The organism is Collimonas sp. GW821-FHT02H07, from assembly GCF_059421505.1.
The window spans coordinates 31,072-49,923 of sequence record NZ_JBWKVC010000021.1; the positions used below are offsets into that span (position 1 = coordinate 31,072).

The 18,852-nt window shown below is 52.1% G+C and carries 12 protein-coding genes; 1 reads left to right on the forward strand and 11 read right to left on the reverse strand.

Annotation, left to right across the window (positions count from 1 at the left end):
* Positions 1–64: 64 nt before the first annotated feature.
* From AC07V8_RS23640 to AC07V8_RS23690, 11 genes are all read right to left on the reverse strand, one after another.
* Positions 65–1,447: a DUF1329 domain-containing protein gene (locus AC07V8_RS23640; protein ID WP_494680628.1), complete on the reverse strand. Its 1,383-nt coding sequence runs from the start codon at positions 1,445–1,447 to the stop codon at positions 65–67.
* A gap of 189 nt (positions 1,448–1,636) precedes the next feature.
* Positions 1,637–3,358: a DUF1302 domain-containing protein gene (locus AC07V8_RS23645; RefSeq protein WP_494680627.1), complete on the reverse strand. Its 1,722-nt coding sequence runs from the start codon at positions 3,356–3,358 to the stop codon at positions 1,637–1,639.
* A 961-nt stretch (positions 3,359–4,319) separates the two neighbouring features.
* On the reverse strand, positions 4,320–4,748 hold the full coding sequence (locus AC07V8_RS23650) for a type IV pilin protein (RefSeq protein WP_494721500.1): 429 nt from the start codon (positions 4,746–4,748) through the stop codon (positions 4,320–4,322).
* A 10-nt stretch (positions 4,749–4,758) separates the two neighbouring features.
* Positions 4,759–8,277: a pilus assembly protein gene (locus tag AC07V8_RS23655; protein ID WP_494680626.1), complete on the reverse strand. Its 3,519-nt coding sequence runs from the start codon at positions 8,275–8,277 to the stop codon at positions 4,759–4,761.
* A 36-nt stretch (positions 8,278–8,313) separates the two neighbouring features.
* The gene (locus tag AC07V8_RS23660; RefSeq protein WP_494680625.1) at positions 8,314–8,829 is read right to left on the reverse strand and encodes a pilus assembly PilX family protein; all 516 of its coding nucleotides are present in this window, start codon (positions 8,827–8,829) and stop codon (positions 8,314–8,316) included.
* Positions 8,826–9,908 (reverse strand): PilW family protein, encoded by a 1,083-nt coding sequence (locus tag AC07V8_RS23665; RefSeq protein ID WP_494680624.1) that lies wholly within the window; start codon positions 9,906–9,908, stop codon positions 8,826–8,828. Before AC07V8_RS23665 ends, AC07V8_RS23660 begins: the two co-directional genes overlap by 4 nt.
* The gene (gene pilV / locus AC07V8_RS23670) at positions 9,905–10,435 is read right to left on the reverse strand and encodes a type IV pilus modification protein PilV (protein ID WP_494680623.1); all 531 of its coding nucleotides are present in this window, start codon (positions 10,433–10,435) and stop codon (positions 9,905–9,907) included. Before pilV ends, AC07V8_RS23665 begins: the two co-directional genes overlap by 4 nt.
* Positions 10,436–10,445: 10 nt before the next feature.
* A complete protein-coding gene (locus AC07V8_RS23675; protein WP_494721501.1) occupies positions 10,446–11,156 on the reverse strand; it encodes a GspH/FimT family pseudopilin in 711 nt (236 codons plus the stop codon).
* 176 nt (positions 11,157–11,332) lie between these two features.
* Positions 11,333–12,697, reverse strand: a complete 1,365-nt coding sequence (locus tag AC07V8_RS23680) for a sensor histidine kinase (RefSeq protein WP_494680622.1) — start codon at positions 12,695–12,697, stop codon at positions 11,333–11,335.
* Positions 12,690–13,370 carry a winged helix-turn-helix domain-containing protein gene (locus AC07V8_RS23685; protein ID WP_494680621.1) on the reverse strand — a complete coding sequence of 227 codons (681 nt, stop codon included), beginning with the start codon at positions 13,368–13,370 and terminating at the stop codon, positions 12,690–12,692. Before AC07V8_RS23685 ends, AC07V8_RS23680 begins: the two co-directional genes overlap by 8 nt.
* 1,295 nt (positions 13,371–14,665) lie before the next feature.
* Positions 14,666–17,374 carry a TonB-dependent receptor gene (locus AC07V8_RS23690; RefSeq protein ID WP_494680620.1) on the reverse strand — a complete coding sequence of 903 codons (2,709 nt, stop codon included), beginning with the start codon at positions 17,372–17,374 and terminating at the stop codon, positions 14,666–14,668.
* Between the two features lie 620 nt (positions 17,375–17,994).
* Here AC07V8_RS23690 and AC07V8_RS23695 point away from each other — a divergent pair.
* Positions 17,995–18,318 carry a LysR substrate-binding domain-containing protein gene (locus tag AC07V8_RS23695; protein ID WP_494680653.1) on the forward strand — a complete coding sequence of 108 codons (324 nt, stop codon included), beginning with the start codon at positions 17,995–17,997 and terminating at the stop codon, positions 18,316–18,318.
* Positions 18,319–18,852: the final 534 nt, after the last annotated feature.

Here is an 18,852-nt window from a genome sequence, read left to right on the forward strand (position 1 = left end):
GGGCTTTGATAGACGCGAAGCACGACCTATCTCTTCACGCCGCCAGACGCATTGGCTCCGACTGTTATCGCTCGCTGATCGACTTCAAATTGTCGGCGGTATAGTAGTTGTCTTTCATTTTCGGATTGCTTCCTGCCTCGGAAAACCATTGCATGTCGTGTCCGGCGCCGCCGCCAAACACAACGTTATCGACAACATAACGACCGCCTATAAGGTCATACATGTCCATGACCGTGTTGGCACATGCGCCGCCAAGTTCCCAGACCGGAAGAATCTTGTTTTCCTTCATTCTCCAAATCTTGCCTTGGGCATCATAGTCGTCGCCGGCAGCTGCGATCCAGCTGTCTTCGTCAAAATACATGACTTTCTTTGGCGCGGAGTGACGGAAGCCTGCTTTGACGGTTCCCTCGACCACCCAAACTCGGTGTAGCTCATAGCGCTCCAGAGCGGGATTGATGCCGTGTTCGCGGAACGCATCCGCTACCTTGACCGATCCATCGTTGAACTTGAAATTGTTATAGGAAATGTACATCTCCTTTTTGCCAAGCAGCTTCCAGTCGAATCGATCTGGGTTACCGTAATATAAATTCGTTGCATCAATCGGATATTGATTTTCAAAGCCGATCACCGGCGCGTCATATGCGTAGGCAGGCAGGCGACGCACGCGGCGCTGTCCGGTAAAATAATAAAATGCCTCCAGCTCTTTTTTGAAATAGATATTTTGCACGGTACCCTGGCCGGCAAAGGCAGCTGGCGTATGGTAAGCATAGTAGAAGCCTCCCTTATACCCGCCCACCTCAGAGGGCGACGTCACTCCCTTTTTGGCCCACGGCCAATAATTGACCTGCTCCCAACCAGCGTTAATCGGTTCCGTTGATCCCGGCCGTGGAGAGATGTAGGTGTAGCCGGTTTTCAGTTCGACTCCGACGCCTTGATACCCGACCAGGTAGTTCCACACCACTTCAATTCCTTTTTTCGGCAGCGGAAAGGGTACGCCAGGTAAGGCAGCATCTTCCAGCGACCAGCCGTCGCTGCCGATTTTCCCGCGCGTGACATTGGTCTTTGTGTTCGCTTGAACAAAGTCCGGCGCCGAACAACTCCGGTGCGTCGGATAGATGTCCATCCGGTAACCCTTTGTTTGCTTCAACATCTGCACTTGCGATGGCGACAATTTGTCAGCATATTTGTCAACATTGGATGCATCAATGGTAAATAGAGGCTTCTCGCCTTTGTGCGACCAATAGTCTTCGCGATTCTTGCCGAAAACCCAGCCGGACTGTGGAGCATCCGGCGCCCCAATCGCAGGAATACTGCCATCCTTATTCCCCCCTTTTTCTGCGCCAAGCGGGGTCAATTCCGTGCCAAGTTTGTCTGTCTCAGCCGCGAACACGTCAGTTGCGGCACACAAGACGATGGCGGTAACGAAAGTCGATATCTTCATGTTCATTTTGCTTTCCTTCAATTTTCTAGGTCCGAGAGTGTTGGTTATTTTATCGATGCCCTGCGCAAGCGGGAGTCAAGCCGGTTTACAGCAGAGCATTTGTCCCTTTTTTTTCCAAACAAAAACGTATTCCATTCACCAATTTCCAGCAACAGCCATCAGTGGCGCATAGCGCGACGACTCATGGCGTGTGGGTCAGAAATTGCGCGTGACATAGGCACCGACAAAATTGCGGTCCGCAAACGGCTGGGAGTTAGGATTATTGCCACCAAAGAATGCCGTATAGTTGAGACCGGCCTGCCAACTGGCGGGATTTCTCGTCAATACCAGATAGAAATTGGCCGATTTTGCACCGCGCATATAGTTCGCCGCGTAATTCGGTGTGTAGCCAGAAAATGCGTTACTGAACGTCAAGCCCGGCGTCACTCCCCATCCGGGAAGCAGGCTGCCGTCATAGGTCCAATTAAAGTCAATGACGTAACCAGCAGATTTAGCAGTGCCCTGCCCTGCCGTGATCGGATAGCCGAGATTCGATTGACCAGTGAGCCAGACAGAGTTTCCGGCCGCCGGTATGGTATAGGCGGGCTGCCCGGCGACTGTGGTCGGATAAGTTTTGTTGGCATCAATCCCTGGGTAGTAGATGAATGCCATTTCTGCGGTCAAGGTTGCCGTATTGGCGCCACCTAGCAGTTTCAGAATAGTCGGATGGCTGGTCGGCGACATCTGTTCCTGGGCATTTACGATAAGCTGGTATTTCTTGTTGTCCTTCCACGAGTTGCAATTGCCTGACGCCCCATTCGTATTGAAATCGGACGGCCCGCCAGGAAGGAAACATCCGGACATGGCGACGGCATCATGCGGCCGATAAGACAATTCGGCACCGATGGCCCAGAGACCGATCGGGAAGTTCGTACTGACGCCAAACAGGTCTCGGCCCTTGAGGTATTGCACCTTCTCCACCGTACCGCCTGCGATGGAGCCGAACACGGGGTTCTTGTCGGTGTAGTTTTCGTAGTAGGCGGCGAAGCTGATCGATTTTCCTGCAGGAACGTAACCTAAACGAATACCGTATTGCGGCGCGTTGCCGGGTTTCACGGTGATGAACGGGAGGGCGGTCGCTGGATCCAGGCCGCTTTGGTTGACGTTTGACGAGTTGGACAAGGCCGGTACGGATCCGCGTCCAACATTGTCGCTAAGTGACCAATAGGTGCCAACTGCTGGGTAACGATTGGCGTTCCATCCGAACTGGTAGTAGGCTTCAGTGTTAAAGCCAGCCGGCAATGTGGTCGCGAAGCTGATCATCGGGGCCGGTAATAATGCCTGCTTGAGTTGGGTCCCTGGAATATACAGACTCTGAATATCGAGCGCGTTGGTCGCATTAATGCCACCCGATGCGAATTGGCTTTCTCCCCAATTGATCACTTGATTACCCAGACGAACATGCGCATTCTCACCAGCGATTTGAAAATCTTTTTGGCCCCAGAAGTCAAGCAGGGTGAGGCGTTGCACCATCTGAGCACGTACATCACTATCCAAAGGCGTGGTTCGAGTGTTGGCCGCCGTTGGGTCATAAATACCGGTGCCACGCACGAGGAACTTCAGATTTTGACCGGGGATTTTCAATAAAGCTTCGCTGGTCAGGCTCAGATACCCAGTGAACAGGTCTCCTTTGTTGTAATTTAAATTTCCATTGTCACCATTTGCCCATTGCGCGGTATTAACATCGGCCCCGCAATTATCAACATATGGGGCCCCGATACGAGCACAACTTTGGTTCTTGGTGCGAATGCCGATGCCGGCAGTGACGTTCGAATTGATCGAGCCGTTAGTCGATTCAGTTTCGAAGTCATATGCCGAGGCACTGCTCATCATGAATACCGATAGTGCTGCAAAGAACCACCTGCTTTTTTGACGCATGACTCTCTCTCCCCCATGTGATATTTTTCGATTTTTTTGCTGCCGGTGCGAGATCTAGATCCCTCACCTTTGAACATGTAATTTCCTCGCATCAACGTTCGCCGTATTGTAATTACGGTTCTTTTTTTTACATCATCAATTTGTCGGTCGACCGACTAAATACGATAATAAACATTAAAAAAATAAAGTCAACGAAAAACCGGTCGACCGACTTAAATATAATTTACTTCAATACGCATTTGAAAGTCATGTGCTGCGTGCGGAACATTGCAAGGGCCTCATCGCGGCTTCCGGTTGGTCGGATGGCCCTGCACATAAATGTATAGGACGAGTTTTCTGGCGCAATTTTCATGCCGTCAAAACCATACCAACGCCTGGCTGGGCATTTCTCTGCAAGCCTGCACGGCGTGCCGTGTCGAGCGAACCGTCGCCGACACACACCGTCTACGCCTCCCTCACCTTTGGAACCGCCGCCAGCGTGCTAACGGTCAATCACTCCAAAACCAATGATTGAGACCCACCTACACCCCGTAGCGCTGGCACAACTATTTCCATACTGTCTTACCGGCCCCTCGCTCGCCCGTCCGACGTAGAGCACGGCACTTGATGAGAGCGTTTTCCGCACGGCTGAAATCGGACGTGAGAACCAAGCAATCGCCAGGATCGGAGCCTTGACTGACGACGGTCGGGTGATGGTTAACCACCCCACAATTTAACAAGCAAGAAACTGGACGTGAATTTGTGATTTTCGAACACGGTTTTGCAGCCGCCATTTTGACGCATGACCTGAAGTCCGTCGTCGATTGCTCACATTAGCTCCTGCTTATTCGATTTTGCAAACCATGGCATGCTTAGCTGTTTCATTGACCGTGATTAGCCTCATTAAGAACAAAGTCGACGTCGAAGTATTGACGACCGCCGTCCAATTTTTTATGAAGGCCTCCTAGGAAACGGTGATTTTTTAGGGATTCCAGCACAGGGTTTGCAAGGTGCCATTAGCGTCTGTTGCCGATTTCTGATTCGCTTGGTCAATGACCAGAGCGGCACATTGGGTATCCTTAGCTTGAACCCCGATGGGGGTAGCGGTGAGCGTGTAAGTCGTTGCAGTCCGATTGGTCAACGTGACGGTGTAGTATCCCTGCGGGGAGACTGACGTTAGAAGTGACTCACAAGCCTGACTATATGCAAAATTCTGCGCATAGCAACGCTCCAAGATTACTTGATTTTGTGACAGTGTCGTCAATGCATCGGCACGGTGCGACCTGAGGACATACGCTTGATAGGATGGATATGCAACAGCGGCAAGGATACCTACAATCGCCACAACTATCATTAATTCGATTAGCGTAAACCCGCGGTGAGACCGACTCTGCAAGCGGAATAGATACATTGTATAAATCTTATTGAAGTTGCCACCACGTCAGACGCCGTGGTGTATTGTTGGGATCAATAACGGACACCTGCTGCCCTCCTGACATCGTAACCAGTTTGACGATTTGATTTTTTTTGTTGGGACCTATGGGAGTCGGAGTGCTGGAAAACCCTGTTCCCAGCCCAATGCCCACAGGATTAGTGCCGTTCAAAGCATCATTCGCATTAATGACGCCGCTGCCAGTGACGTTGAGTTGGGGCTGACTGAATGCACCGCCGGTCTGAAAATTCAATTCGAGAAGCATCGATGTAAAACCAGCGCTACAGGAATTGGCAGCCGGCGGGGTATTTAACGACGTTAGAAATGCGCCATGGAGCAACTGCGGCGTCGTGACGATACGCTGACCGGCCGAGGTAAGATCGGCATACCAGCCTAACTGCGTGGTCCAATTGATCGTATTTCTCGTAGCCGTCAGCACATCCTGCGGCAATCTGGATGACGCCGCAGTCACCAACGCAAGCGTCTGGGATTGAAGATTGCTGCGAGCCGACACGGCTGTATTTCCAGGTTTATCCCAAATGCCATAAACAGTCTGCTTTTGTTGGCTAGTCAGATCGGTTGATGTCAATAATTGACCAGTGCCAAACATGATGAATTGGCCTTGCAAACGCGGGTAATTTGGATGGAGGGTTACTAGTGGCGGTGTGGTGATTGCTTGAATAATGCCGTCGACATCGCGAGCCTGAAATAACAGGCGCACTGACCACTTCGTTGTATCAGAATTGCCAACATCGATTGCCCACAGGTTTCCTTGCAAATCTCCCGCATAGATCTGCGTGATGGGTTGCCCTTGAAGACCATCTGAATTGCCGATGGCCACAGTCGATAGGCCCTGCGGCAAAGTACTATTGCAAGCGTTCGCTGAGGCCGTGTTCGTGACGGCAGCGCACAAGTCAATTTTGCTGATGGTCTGTCCTGTCTGCGGATTTATTGTGTATAAGATTGCCTTGTTGTTCGAACTGTTGTAGCCATTACCGAAGAAGACACCAAAACCGGGTGCCACGGCGACTGGCGCAATCTGCGGCTCGCTATAACTTAGCCCCATGTCGGTATCGCTAAACTCCCATAGAACCGAACTGGCTACCGCAGATTCGGAAATAAGTGATTTGGGGTTGGTTACATCCATCGCATAAATACTTTTCCCCCCCGCACCCTCGCCGCCGACCAGTAGGGTGTGCCAAACGCCGTCGTTGAACTGGACGTCTCCACTTTGTGGAGATCCATCAACAAAAAAACGATGGTTCTGGTTGTACAACGGAGCAGTAAGGGCTTGCAGATTCGCAAAAACGGCATTCGGCACAAAAGCAAATTGCTCGGCACCGGTGTTAGCGTTGAAAGCGTGCAACATGCCATCGTTGGCTCCCACATATAACATCGGCGGTCGCGCAGCTTGAGCACGCGCAAAAGCGAGGTAACTCGAAGACAAATAAGTTGCCGATGGCGCTCCAACGTAGTGCGGCTGGCTATCGACGATATCTCCTAGGATATGGGATCGATTGCGAAAGCTACCGCCATTGCGCTGTTCCACGGCCGTATTACCACGTAAATATCCGAGCCGATTCTGGCCCTGAGTATCGGCGGATTGCAGCAAATTTTGCTGGGTAGCGCTTAAATTTGCCCATTCAAACGGAGCGCCGCCACCGCTGCCGCTATTGATATCCGTATTCCAAGTTGTAATAATCCGGCTCGTTTGAGAGTCCAATAGGGCCTGTGCTGACCATAGTGCTGAACCAGTAGGCACCCCGGTAGCAGGATTAAGTGCCTTTTCGATTAAATTTCCTGTCCAGTCTTGGTACGGTGTGTCGCTTGAGGTGAAATTCGATTGATATTCTACGCTGCCATTCTGCAAGGTAGTCGAGTTCACGGCAGCCGCCGTCGTCGATAGCGACCCGTTTTGGACCGAGATGAGAATAGTATTGAGATTGGTAACCAATGCACTTGGGCTGCTGGCTGGGTAGTAATTTGCGGTACCACCAGCGATCGCCATCGCTTGCAATGTAGCTGCTGCCTGCGGGTTGATGGTCGGATCGACACCGGCACCTAAACCTATGACGTAGGTTTTAATACCAGCGCTCTTCAGATTAGTGAGGTTGGTAATCGTATCGGTCAAAGCTTGGTCGTTAGTCGTATTCAAAGAACCGTCGGCATTGAACGTCGCGGTCAGGCCGTACCCTTGAGCCGCTGCGCTGCCCAGCGGCGGCCAGGAGGCTCCGTTCAAATCCTGGGTTGGCAAACCGTCAGAAATGAGTACCACATATTGCTTTGGTGTACAGCCGGTGTTGGACGCCGCCACTGAAGCAAGATAGCTTTGCGCCTTCGCTAGCAATCCTGCGGTTGGCGCTTGCCCGGCTACAGCTTTGATTTCACCTGTTTGCAAGCTGTTCGTTTCCGGTGCCAGGTAAGGCAAAAATTTGTTGACAGCAGTCGTTATCGAGCTCGTGGTAGGAGTGGCGCCGGCTGTAGTGATCGGAACCAGCACGTTGCCAGAGTTCGAGGACTGGCTTCCGCCATAACCAAATCCCCTTTGCGCATACATGACTTGAGGTGAATACGGCACAAATCCCGCGTTAGTAGGCGAAGCCTGTTGGCCCGCAGACGGTACACTGCTGGCGTAGGTAATAGTGATGGAGTTGTTATTGTAGTTCGCCAGTGAATAATTTGGCGGGTAAGGTGTACTGGGAGATATCTGGCCGTAATTTATGTAAATGCCCGCTCCGGAACTTGTATATAAGACGTCGTTGATATTCGCATCGTCACTGGACGCGCCAATCTGCATATAAGCCGAAGACGATACGGCGGACGAGGTGTATAAGCCGGATCGGGCAATTGAATTGCAATTCCTTTTGACATCGGATGATGCGGTCGTGTACCCATAACATGGATTCGCGACATAACGATTACCACTTGTTTGCGTATTCGTGAACGTAAAATCACCCGCGACTGGGGACATGTAGTACACCCACGTTGAGTAGAGACTGGTGCCGCTAGTATCGTACGTCGCAAGCGCGAAGTCGGTATTTTGCATGTAAGCTTGAATAATCGCTTGTATCCCAGCTTTGGCGATGTTCAGACGACTTGCACCATTGTCGGCCAGATTGCCATCATGACTGACCGTATAAGGCGCGTTTCCCGCGCTATCCGCCGTTTGAAGTGGGGGAGTAAACCCCGTTGGTACAGCGTAGGCTGCTGGAGAGCTGGAACCACTGAGTGATGTCAACCTGTTCGACAAATTACCTGAGCCGGTCATAATCGCGCCACTTAAAGTTCCATCCATGGATTCCGAGTTGCCCATGGCGATCAATATCTGGGGATGTACCGATGTCGAAACGGTCAATGGTACTTGGGAAATCGGTAAAACTAAGCTCGCCCCAGCGTGTGCTGAAAGAAGAACGGACACCGATGCTACAACTAATATGACGACTGCTACCAGCGCCCCAATGATGGAAACGCGCGGCAAGTTAATCCTGTTTTTTGGCGGTTGCTTCATGATTTGTTCTTCTATTTCCTGGCGATTACTGCAAACTTATTGCTGGATTTGTACGGTAGTCTGCAGCATCACTGGTGCTCCCCCACTGGGGCCGACCGCACGCGCAGTGACTCGCAGCACCCGAGTCGGGGTCTTGAAACTCTGCCCCGGTAGAACGACCGATGGGAGAAGTTCGATGATGTATGCTGCCGGGGCCTTTGAGCCGCCCTGGAAGCTCTCGATGACCGCACTGGTACTACCCCAATTGACACTCGTCGATAAAGGAGCGTTGACGGGATTAAATACATATAGGCCGTTGTTGTTGGCCAAAAAACTACTGATTGGATAGCTGCCGGCGAGGATATTGCTTTGCGCCTGGTTAAGCGCACCCTCTGCAGTCTGAAATGCGATTTGAACATCGGCGCTGTTTGTCGCAACCCTTGTCTGGGTACTATTCAATGCCACCAGACTGATTCCAACAATGGTTAACATCAATACCAGCATAATAGTGATCAGCAACACTGCGCCGCGCTGGGCTCGTAACGGAAGGAATTGGGGCAAGCGAGTTTTCATACCGCATTTCTCGTATTGACAGTCATTTCATAAACATGCCGCAAACGCCCATCCGCGGGGACCGTGATGGTGGTGCCCAGAACCGTGAACTGCCTGGAAGCAACGTTATTCGTGGTACTCGATCCCACCTGCCCCTGGATCAGAAAACCAAGACGTATAGCGTAGACCTTGGTCCAGTCTGTCACCGCGCTAGCGGCAACATATTGAGTAACGATACTATTTGTGCCGATCCCATACAAAACTTGCATCGATTCGACGCCCGGCACCAAAGGTTGTGCCGCCCATGTGCCGCGACTGTAAGTCGCACGAATAAGAGTACTCTGACCTCCCTGCCCTTGAGCCACGTAAAATGCGGTCTGTTGAAGCGGAACAAACTGTGAACCAACAGCGTAGTTCACTGCTAACGCAGCGCTGCTATTGGTCATCGCATCGCTGCCGGCCTCGTGAGTAATCGTATCCGCAGAGACTGACGTGATTTGAAAAACACTTGCCTTCAAGCAGTCGGAAACAATGCCGAATTGACCTGCGCTGAGGCCGCCCGCGTTTTGTAATGTCATCGTGTTGTTACCAGCTGCGATCGACGTGACGCCTACAGGACTGGTACCTGGCACTGCACCAAGTAAAACAAGAACATCACTGCCCGCCTGGACATTGCCGGCCAGCGTAGTATCGAGTGCAGGCGACCAGTCACCGGTGTTGACACTATTCGTACTGTTATTCTGCGTGATGGTCAATGAACTACCACTGCCAGCGGTTCCTATCGCGTCATAACCGAACAACAGACTTGCGGCCGAAGCCAGCGTGCCTAGTGGTGGCGGACCTCCAGCGTTCAAATTCGAAACAGACTGCGTCACTGATGAACAACCGTTAAATCCGGCGGAACGCACGACTGGTGTCACCAATGCAGCAATGGCATTTTCTGCACTTTGAATGGCGACCTGCGATACGGTAGATTTATACATCTGTGTTTGCGCCAGATAAACTCCGATGATTGCAGCGCTCACGAACAGCCCTAAGGCCATTGCCACCATCAGCTCTACCAAAGAAAATCCGCGCAATGCTTTGTGTATAGTCTTCATAAGAGTGTCTGCACGGCAAACTGCACAAGACTGGGTTTGGACGCCTGTGCCTGGCTCGCTGCATCGAGTTTGTGTTGTGCCGGGCTGTCATCCCATTGCACCGTCACGGTCAAAAGCGTATTGGTACCGGTCGGCGTTGCACCAGTAACAATTGAGCCGCTACCGTTTGGCAACTGAGCGAGGTCCCTGGCAAGCCAATACCAAACGTCGTATGTTGCCAATTGGCTTGGGCTACAGGCAGTCGTACTGCAATCGGGAGAGGCCGCCGCTAAGGGACCGGCAGCAGCAATGTTATTAGCCGCATAGCCGCCGTCAACAGCGATTTGCCGATTAGCGCGAATGCGATCGATGATATCGTAGGCGGACTGCACCGCTTGCTGCTTGATATAGCTCGAGCTATTGGATTTATGGGCTACCATTAACAAACTCGCTATACCCAGCATGCCAAAAGCTAATACGACAACCGCGATCATCACTTCCAACAAAGCAAATCCCGAGCGCTGACTAGAATATTTTTTCTGATTCATTATGTCTCACTTAAGGGCAGCTGACCGCGCCCCCCCATACCGCCTGGCCCGGGCTGGGCCCTTGTTGAACGGCCCCCGTGGCAACTACTTGCAGCGAGCGCGCAAAGTCGGCGCCGCGGCTATCGCAGATTTTGAAATTGGACTGGGTCGTAGCGAGCCCACGAGGATCGAAGATAATGCTTGACGCTGTTACCCCATTAGATGCGACAGCTGACAGCACAGGATCGCGCGGCCCGGCTTGATAGCTTTGCAGAAGAACCCCAGCGCCCGTAGCGGGCGCAGTTGTGACGATCCATCCTGAGCCCCAGTTCGTACCACACGCGACAGATCCGGTAGCACCTAATGGACAGACCTTAGCATTGAGATTTTGAGTGAGCGCGGTGGATCGAGCGTAATTCAATGAATTCACAAAAACATTCGTATGTGCTGACAGACGATTATTCAGCACCATGGGTGTGAAGGACGGCACGGCAAGCGCCATCAAAATCGCGGCTATAGCGATCGTGATCAAAAGTTCAATCAACGTGAATCCCGCAATGCGAGGCTGTCTGGCCGGTAATTTCCGGAGAAGAAATGGACTACTAAATTGCCCGCGTTGAGGGACAGGGAAAATAGCTAAGATTGATTGGACGTCCGGAGCAGGTATCGCCATCGGCCCAAGCATCTGGGCCTCATATCTCGATAGACTAGTTGGTCCAAAAAACAAAGAGCGAATTGGCATTTTTTTGCAGTCACGCGATCCGTGAAACTAAGTAATTTATAAGCGTTAGCCAGCATGAATTGCATCGGTCTTTCTGCCGATGCAATTCTAGATAACATATTTTCCAGACGGAAATCTCGACACATATTCTAACGTTGCGAACCTATTCGTAATACCAACAAAACATTACGATTTGGTTAGACTTCGCCGTCGACCGCAGGGAACACCATGCGCACTAAAAGACCAGGTGCAGCATCTTCCAGATGGAGCGTGCCGCCATGAAGATTAACGATGGACGCGACGATGGCGAGACCGATCCCGCTGCCATTTTGGTTATGATCGAGACGATAAAAACGTTGCAGAACGTTTGTTCGCTCCTTTAGCGGAATGCCAGGGCCACTATCATGAAGCAACACGGTAACGCTATTTCCTTGTTGAGTTACATGCACACCGATCGTGACGGGACGTCCTGCGTACTTCAATGCGTTGTCGAGCAGATTGGCCAATATGCTTGCTAACAATTCCTTGTCGCCGAGAATGGTTGGATTACCTTCGATTTCCGCGACCAACGCCCCTCCCTCTTCTTCTACAACTGCATCATAAAGTTCAACGATGTTCGTCACCACCGCTCGCAGTGGCACAGCTTCAAAGATTTGGCGCCGCATCCCAGACTCCGTCTCGGCGAGCTGTAGCAACTTGTCAAGCAAGCCAATCAATCCGTCAATCTGTTCGATCGCAAAACTGCTCGCTGCCATCAACCTTTTCTCGCCAGGTTTGACCAGCAATGCTTCCTCGAGATGGGATCGGATTCGGTCGAGCGGGGTGCGCAAATTGTGCGCAATGGTATTGGAGACATGGCGAACACCATCCATCAAGACTTCGATTCGGTCTAGCATACGATTGAAGTCGTGACTCAACCGAGCGAATTCGTCACCCACACCGACCACCAGGATGCGTCGACTCAAATTACCAGCTTCGATTTCCAACGCCGCATTGCGGATTGCCCGCAGATTGCTTTCTATACGAAAGCGAAAGAAGATGGCTATCCCCACGGAGAGCATCAAAACTAGTAATCCGCCGATGCTGATGGCGCGCCAAATGAGCGCATTGATTTCTGCTATATCACTTAGATCACGCCCCACCACCAGTAGTGATCCATCCGACAATTTGTGCAACATCATCCGGCCGAAAGTCGGCCTTCCGCCTCGGACTACATCTAGTTCAATCAGACGATCGAGAGGTTTGGTCGAAAGACTCCCTATCAGGATATTGCCCACGATCTTTTTCCCCGACACATCCGCGAGTAAATAAATCTCAGTATCTGAGTCGACACCATCGTTAAGAATTTTCTCAATTTTTTTTCCAAACTTACTGGAATCGTCCAGCTCGCCGTGCTGTGTGAGCCGCCCCATGATCGAAATTATTTTGTCGTCGACCTTATTTTTCAACACCTCGACAGTCCCGAAATAAAAAACTAACGACAAAAAAATCACAGATGCCACGACCAGTCCGCCGCAGATAAGCGACAAACGAAACGCCGCCGAATTCCAAAATTTATCCACGAATACCTAGCATGAAGCCAACACCGCGTACTGTATGTAGCAGCGGCAAGGAAAAATTCTTGTCTATTTTATTGCGCAAGCGACTGATTTGGACATCAATCACATTCGTTTCCGGATCGAAGTGATAGTCCCACACGGACTCAAGCAACATTGAGCGAGTGACAACCTGCCCTTGTTGCCGAACCAGATATTCAAGTAGCCGAAATTCTCTGGGCGGTAGTGCAATCGGTTGACTGGCCCGATCTGCGCGCCGCGTTCTCAAATCTAGTCTCAAGTCCGCCACCCATAGTTCCTGCGACTCGTCCCGCCCACCGACACGCCGCAACAGCGCCTCGCACCGCGCCAGTAGCTCTGCGAACGCAAATGGCTTGACGAGATAGTCATCCCCGCCAATGCGTAGCCCGTGCACACGCTCATCCAGGCTAGCTAATGCACTCAGGATTAGGACTGGGGTGACTTTGCCGACATCTCTGATTGCATTGATAATGGCCAGCCCGTCATTTATATCTGGGAGCATTCGGTCGAGGATAATTAAATCCCATTGCTCGCTTGTAGCACGGCTCAAGCCAGTAGTGCCGTTACCACACCAGGCGACCGTATACCCATTTTCTTCCAGCCCGTTACAAATGTAACGAGCTCTATCGCTGTCATCCTCGATTACCAGAAAACGCATGATCGAACCTCTTGCGTGTATGGTTGATGTGCTAAAACATGGCTCATTTACAATGCTCGTCTTTTCATGAGTGTTAATCGTTAAACGAAAATATTTTTAATAAAAATCGGCTTATAAAGTCAGCATAAAAAAATTTTGACTATGACTTCGATTGAAATTCAGCACACTAGGCATCTTGTCCGCCATCGCCTTTGTTTGGTCTTCTAGTCGATTCCACCAGCCGCCGCCCAGCGCCTGAAACAAAGCCGCGGTTATCGGCAAAACGTGCCGCTTGCGCCTGCGCCAGATTGATAACCGCCTGTTGATAAGTTTGCTAGGCGGTCAACAAGGTCTGCGGAGTGCTGGCTCCCAGTTCTACCGATTTGCAGGAAATCTCCAGGCTGTGAGGTGCGGCACGTTCCGCCAGCAGTTGGGCGTTTAGTGCTTCTACATCGTATTGCAAGGCGCGTAAGCTACTGCCGCATAATCGATCCAGTACGAAAGCCGCCGATATAACACAACGGTGTCCTGTGCTCGCGCGGCTGGCCACGCCTTGGCAAACAGCGGGAGCGGCATCACACCGAGAATTTGGAGATTGAAGGAATCATAGAATCGAAATGAAGCACCGGTAGGAGATCTTCGGAGCATATCGGACGATCCTGTCAAAATCCTGAAAGAAACATGAAGGCCGTGTGAAGAACGCTCAACTTGAGCACTTTTGAGCAGGCGAGAATTGCCGGGCTAAAGATGTACTTAAGAAAATTCCATTTTCAACTGATGCTTTTTCGTGGGAGGAATTCGTATCAGGAGTGTCGGCATTGACGGGACAGAGCCTGTGCTATTTCCTTCACCGCAGGCGGATACCATGACAAAAAGTCCGGAGCCGAGGATCGCCAGCAGGGTCTTGAATTTTCTCCACCAGGTATGGCGCTGGCCATGGTCATTGATGCGGGTCGAACCGAAAACGCGTGGATATCGCGAACATGCACATCATCAAGGACAGCGCAAAAATCGGTGTAGAGTTTCTTTACAGTAGAATTTTTGGCCATGATGATTCAACTTAGAATTCTGCGTGTAGTCGCACTGTACCGACGTTCACTGGGCCACGAGCTGCATTGTAGGCAGGGTTGGCGATGCGCTGGTAGCCGAGCATCAACGACGTACCTTTAAGATCTTTCTTTTTCTACTTGTTAGCGAGCACATTTTCCAATAATGCTGACTAGATTATGCGTCGAATTTACATAGGCCCGAATGTCGTTCCGGCGTGGCCATCATAGCCAGCCGGAGCGACTCACCCTAGCTAACGGGCTGGTGCATCAGAACGTGTACGTCGCGCCGATCTGGGCGTAACGGCCGATGTGCGTGTACAACGACGGATCGTAGTAGCCGCGGTAGGTAGAGGTCCATACCGGGTCATAAGGCGGCGCGCGGTTGAAGATATTGTTGATGCTCGCATACAGCTTCCAATGCTTGGACCTGGCATAGCTGGCCGACAGATTGAACTGGCTGTATGAGGCAGCACTTGCGCCGGGGATGTTAATCACCTGCTGATAAGGGCCAGTGTATTGCCAGGTCAGCGTGGTGGTCCATTGCCTGTTTGCCCAGCTCAGGCTGGTATTGCCTTTCCAGCGAGGCAGAGCACCGCCGAACACCGTATTGTTCGCGCCGTTGTTGCCCGCAAAGTCGGGTGGAGTGATTCCGGACATCCGGAAATGCCACACGTAGGCCCAGTCGCCCGCCAAGATAAAGGTTCCAATCCTGGTTGGCAGCGCTTGCCTGAAAGTGGCTTCAAAGCCTTCTGTATTCAGGGATGCAATGTTCGCATAGGGCAGCGAATAGACGGGCTGTCCTGGATTGGCGTCAACCAAAGACTGGATATTCACCTGAGTGATCACGTTGTTGACGTCGATCCGGTACCAGTCCAGACCGAAATCCGTGTTACGGCTCGGCGACCACTGGAACCCAAGGTTGTAATTCTTGGTGCGCTCAGGCTGCAGGTTTGGGTTGCCGATAAAATACTCATTCACGTTCTGGTTGTTGACGACCTGGTAGGTCACGCTCCCTTTTGCATCGAGCTCAAGCAGCGTCGGTGCGCGGAATCCACGGTCATAGGAAGCGTACATGGTCAGCGATCGCAACGGCTGGAAGCGCAGTGCAAAGCGAGGCGAAAATACGCCGCCGAAGTCGTTGTAGTGGTCATAGCGGCCCGACTGGCTGAACGACAAGCTGCTGAGCAGCGGAATGTCGAGCTGGTAGTATGCCGCAGCGATATTGCGCCGGCCGTTGACCGCCAGCGTAATCGGGTTCACAAAGTCGGTAGAGCCAGAACCGACGTATTCGCTCTGATGCTGAAATTGCGCACCGAATCCGAAGCCGACGTCGCCGGCAGGCATTTTATACAGGTTCGCGGTCGAAACGGTTGCGTCCAGCGTATCAAGTTTCGACCTGGCGGTGGGGCTGGATGTGCCAAAGAGTCCCGGCAAGGTGTTCAACGCCGCCGGGTTGAAGGTGTTCATCGTTACGCTGTTGAGATAGTTCTGCACCACCGATGCATTGATCTGGTTGGTATACGCATTGGTCACATCACTTTCAGAGTGTCCGTAGGATGCCGCCCAGTCCCAGTCGCCGAGATTCGCACTGCTGAACGAGCCTTTGAGTCCTGATGAAATACGATAGAAATTGGAGGTGGTGTTGACAGCCTGAGCGGTAGGGAAATAATAGGACAAGGAATTGCCGCCGACAGTCGGCGCGAACGGTGCAAAGCCCACACCCGGCGTGTAGTAAAGCGATGACACCAGCGCGTTGGGGCCGAAACCGGCTAATCCCGACGACAGCCTGGTGCTGTTGTGGCTGCCCCATATATCGGCGAAAGCCTGAACCTTATCGCTGATCCTGAAATCCGCGTGCACTTTTAGACTGGTGCGTTCGACCTGCGCCGCCAGCGATTGTGCGCTGGCGCCATTCTGCGAGCAGACTGTGCCCGGGGCTTTCGTCTGCAGACTATTTTCCGCCGAGCTAACCTGCGCTCCGGGCCCGCAGGTACTCAACGCCTGTGGACCATCCGGTGTCGTCCAGAATGAACTAGGCTGGGCGAAGAAGCCGCCGCTCAACCCGAGGTAATTCTCGTTTTTCGTAATGTCTCGCTGTGCCATCGAAACGCCGCTCTCGCGCAGATAGCTAAACGCGCTGGTGACATTAAAACGATCTACATTCAGATCGCCGAAGCCACCCAGCACACCGAAGTTGCTCGTACCCTGGCCGCCTTGCTGCGCCCCGCCCAGGTTGCCGTCAACCTGCAGGCCCTGGTAGCGCTTCTTCGTGATGACATTAACCACTCCGGCGATAGCATCCGAACCGTACTGCGACACCGCGCCAGTTTTGACGATCTCGATGCGGTCGATCATGTTCAGCGGTAAGGTATTGAGATCGGAGAATGTGTCGGTGCCTCCGGAAGGAAAGGCGTACGGTGCGACGCGCTGACCGTCCACCAGCATCAGAGTGTATTTTACGCTCAGGCCGCGCAGCGCGACACCCGTGGCGCCGGGCGACTGGTTGAGCACCGTACTCTCGCTATAGCTGCTGCCCGAGTTGACGCTCATCTGACGCAGGTAATCCGCCACTGTCCTGGCGCCGCTGTCCTGGATTTCGGTCGCCTTCACTACCTGGACCTGATTGAATTCGGTCTTGTCTGCACTGCGGATCATGGAACCTGTCACTTCGACCCGGTTGATTGGAGCGGACTCGCTGCCCGGCGCCGCCGTGGCGGCGTTGACGTAAGCTGGGCCCGCAGGCGCGGCAGCCTGGCCAGCAGATGCAGGCGCACTGTCAATGGCCGTTGAGATAGGTGCACTGGCAACAGGCTGGCTTTGCGCGAATACCGGTACGGAAAATGCTGCCAGCAACGCCAATTCCGTCCAGACGATTCCTTTTAAAATGATGGCCAGGTCGGCCGGTTTAGTGATGTCAGATGCGGCAATGGCGTCCGGCACTGCTGCCTTACAAGAGCTTTTTTTGATGCGAGTCATGTTTTTTCTTTTCAAATTTTTGGCTGAAATACCTATCCTCGGAACTAGTACACGCTTCCTTGATTGCCGGATCCGGTAGGTGTACTAGCGCTATCGTTTTATGACTGCACATGAGCAGCATGAGCAAGCTTCTCAGGATGCTCTTAAGCGTTTTTGAGGTGGAGCAGCGATGTCTCACAGGGGCGGAAAACCACCAGCCGTGCAAGCAACATAGAAGCAGGAATCTGGCTGACAGCGGAAGTCATGCCGGTCAACGGCTAGCACCAGTGAGCATCGGTGCTGAGCATATTCGCCAATCCTGACGGCATCCTGAGAAAATCCTGACAAGTTCGTGAAGCGCCGATAAAACAACATCTTCGTTTTAAGGCGGAGAGGGCCAGCCACAGCCTCCCGCCTGGGAAACGCAGACTGATCAAGCAAGATTTTTCCTGATCGGCAGCCACAATCTTCCTGCGGAATGAATCCCGATAGGTCATGTAGTAACAGCAATGAAAGCTCTATAAATTACGCGTCGATTTTCATTTGCAAGTTTCCCCGCGACTTAAAAAAACATCGTTCAATATGAAAACTTGGCATCACGAACCAAAGTCGGGAAGTGAGCCCGCGCGACTGATCGTCGAATTTTCCAGGGCACGCCAGCTGACGGTTGCCCCTACGTTCGCGCTGATCCGAAAACTCTTGGCGCCGGGCGGCAAGCGGCCGAAGCCCCCCATCATGTCACGCTCGAATCCAATTCCTGGAACACGATTCTTGAAACAGTAGCGGCCACTGACCTATTCACGCTTGTACCTTGGCATCGAAATTTTGAGGAAGGCTGGGCTGGTAGGCTGCGGCGCATTAACACCCCGGTGTTGCGCGGCCAGCAGACCCTAGGTCTGGTGCTAAGAGATGATGGTTACGTGTCACCGCTCGCTGAGCGCGCGATCGAACTTATTTCGACGTGAAGATTCGTCGTGGCTGAGCCAGCGTCAGTTACTTGGGGGTAAGCTGACGTTCGAGTGACCGCTTCAACGAAAGCACAAACGTCTGAAGTTGGCGGCGGATTTCCGACTTTCGAATACCGAACCAAAACCACTGTGCCCAAGCTCAAAGTATTATTGGAACCGCAGCTTTTCTATCCCCGGAGACCTCGCCTCGTGCCCTTAGATCTAAAAGTACATCGAAATTCTGGGCAACATTTGAGTGCGATCTCACCTCAGGTAGGGCCGGTAAGGTGAGCGGTGCTGAATCTGGAAAGAACATCTCCGCATTCATTGAGAGATTAATGAAAACAAATGGCTAATATGATTCTGTTACTGATTTCCAGAATAGTGAAACTCTCCCAACCGAATATTTTCGCAATATTGCGCGGCATACATCGACACCAAAATTATCCGGAAGAATTATCCATTCATTTCCACATATTGCTTGTGAGACCGATTTTTGGGACAAATTGCGACAATGCTTGAAATGTCGGTTTTTTCATACCCATTTCTTCG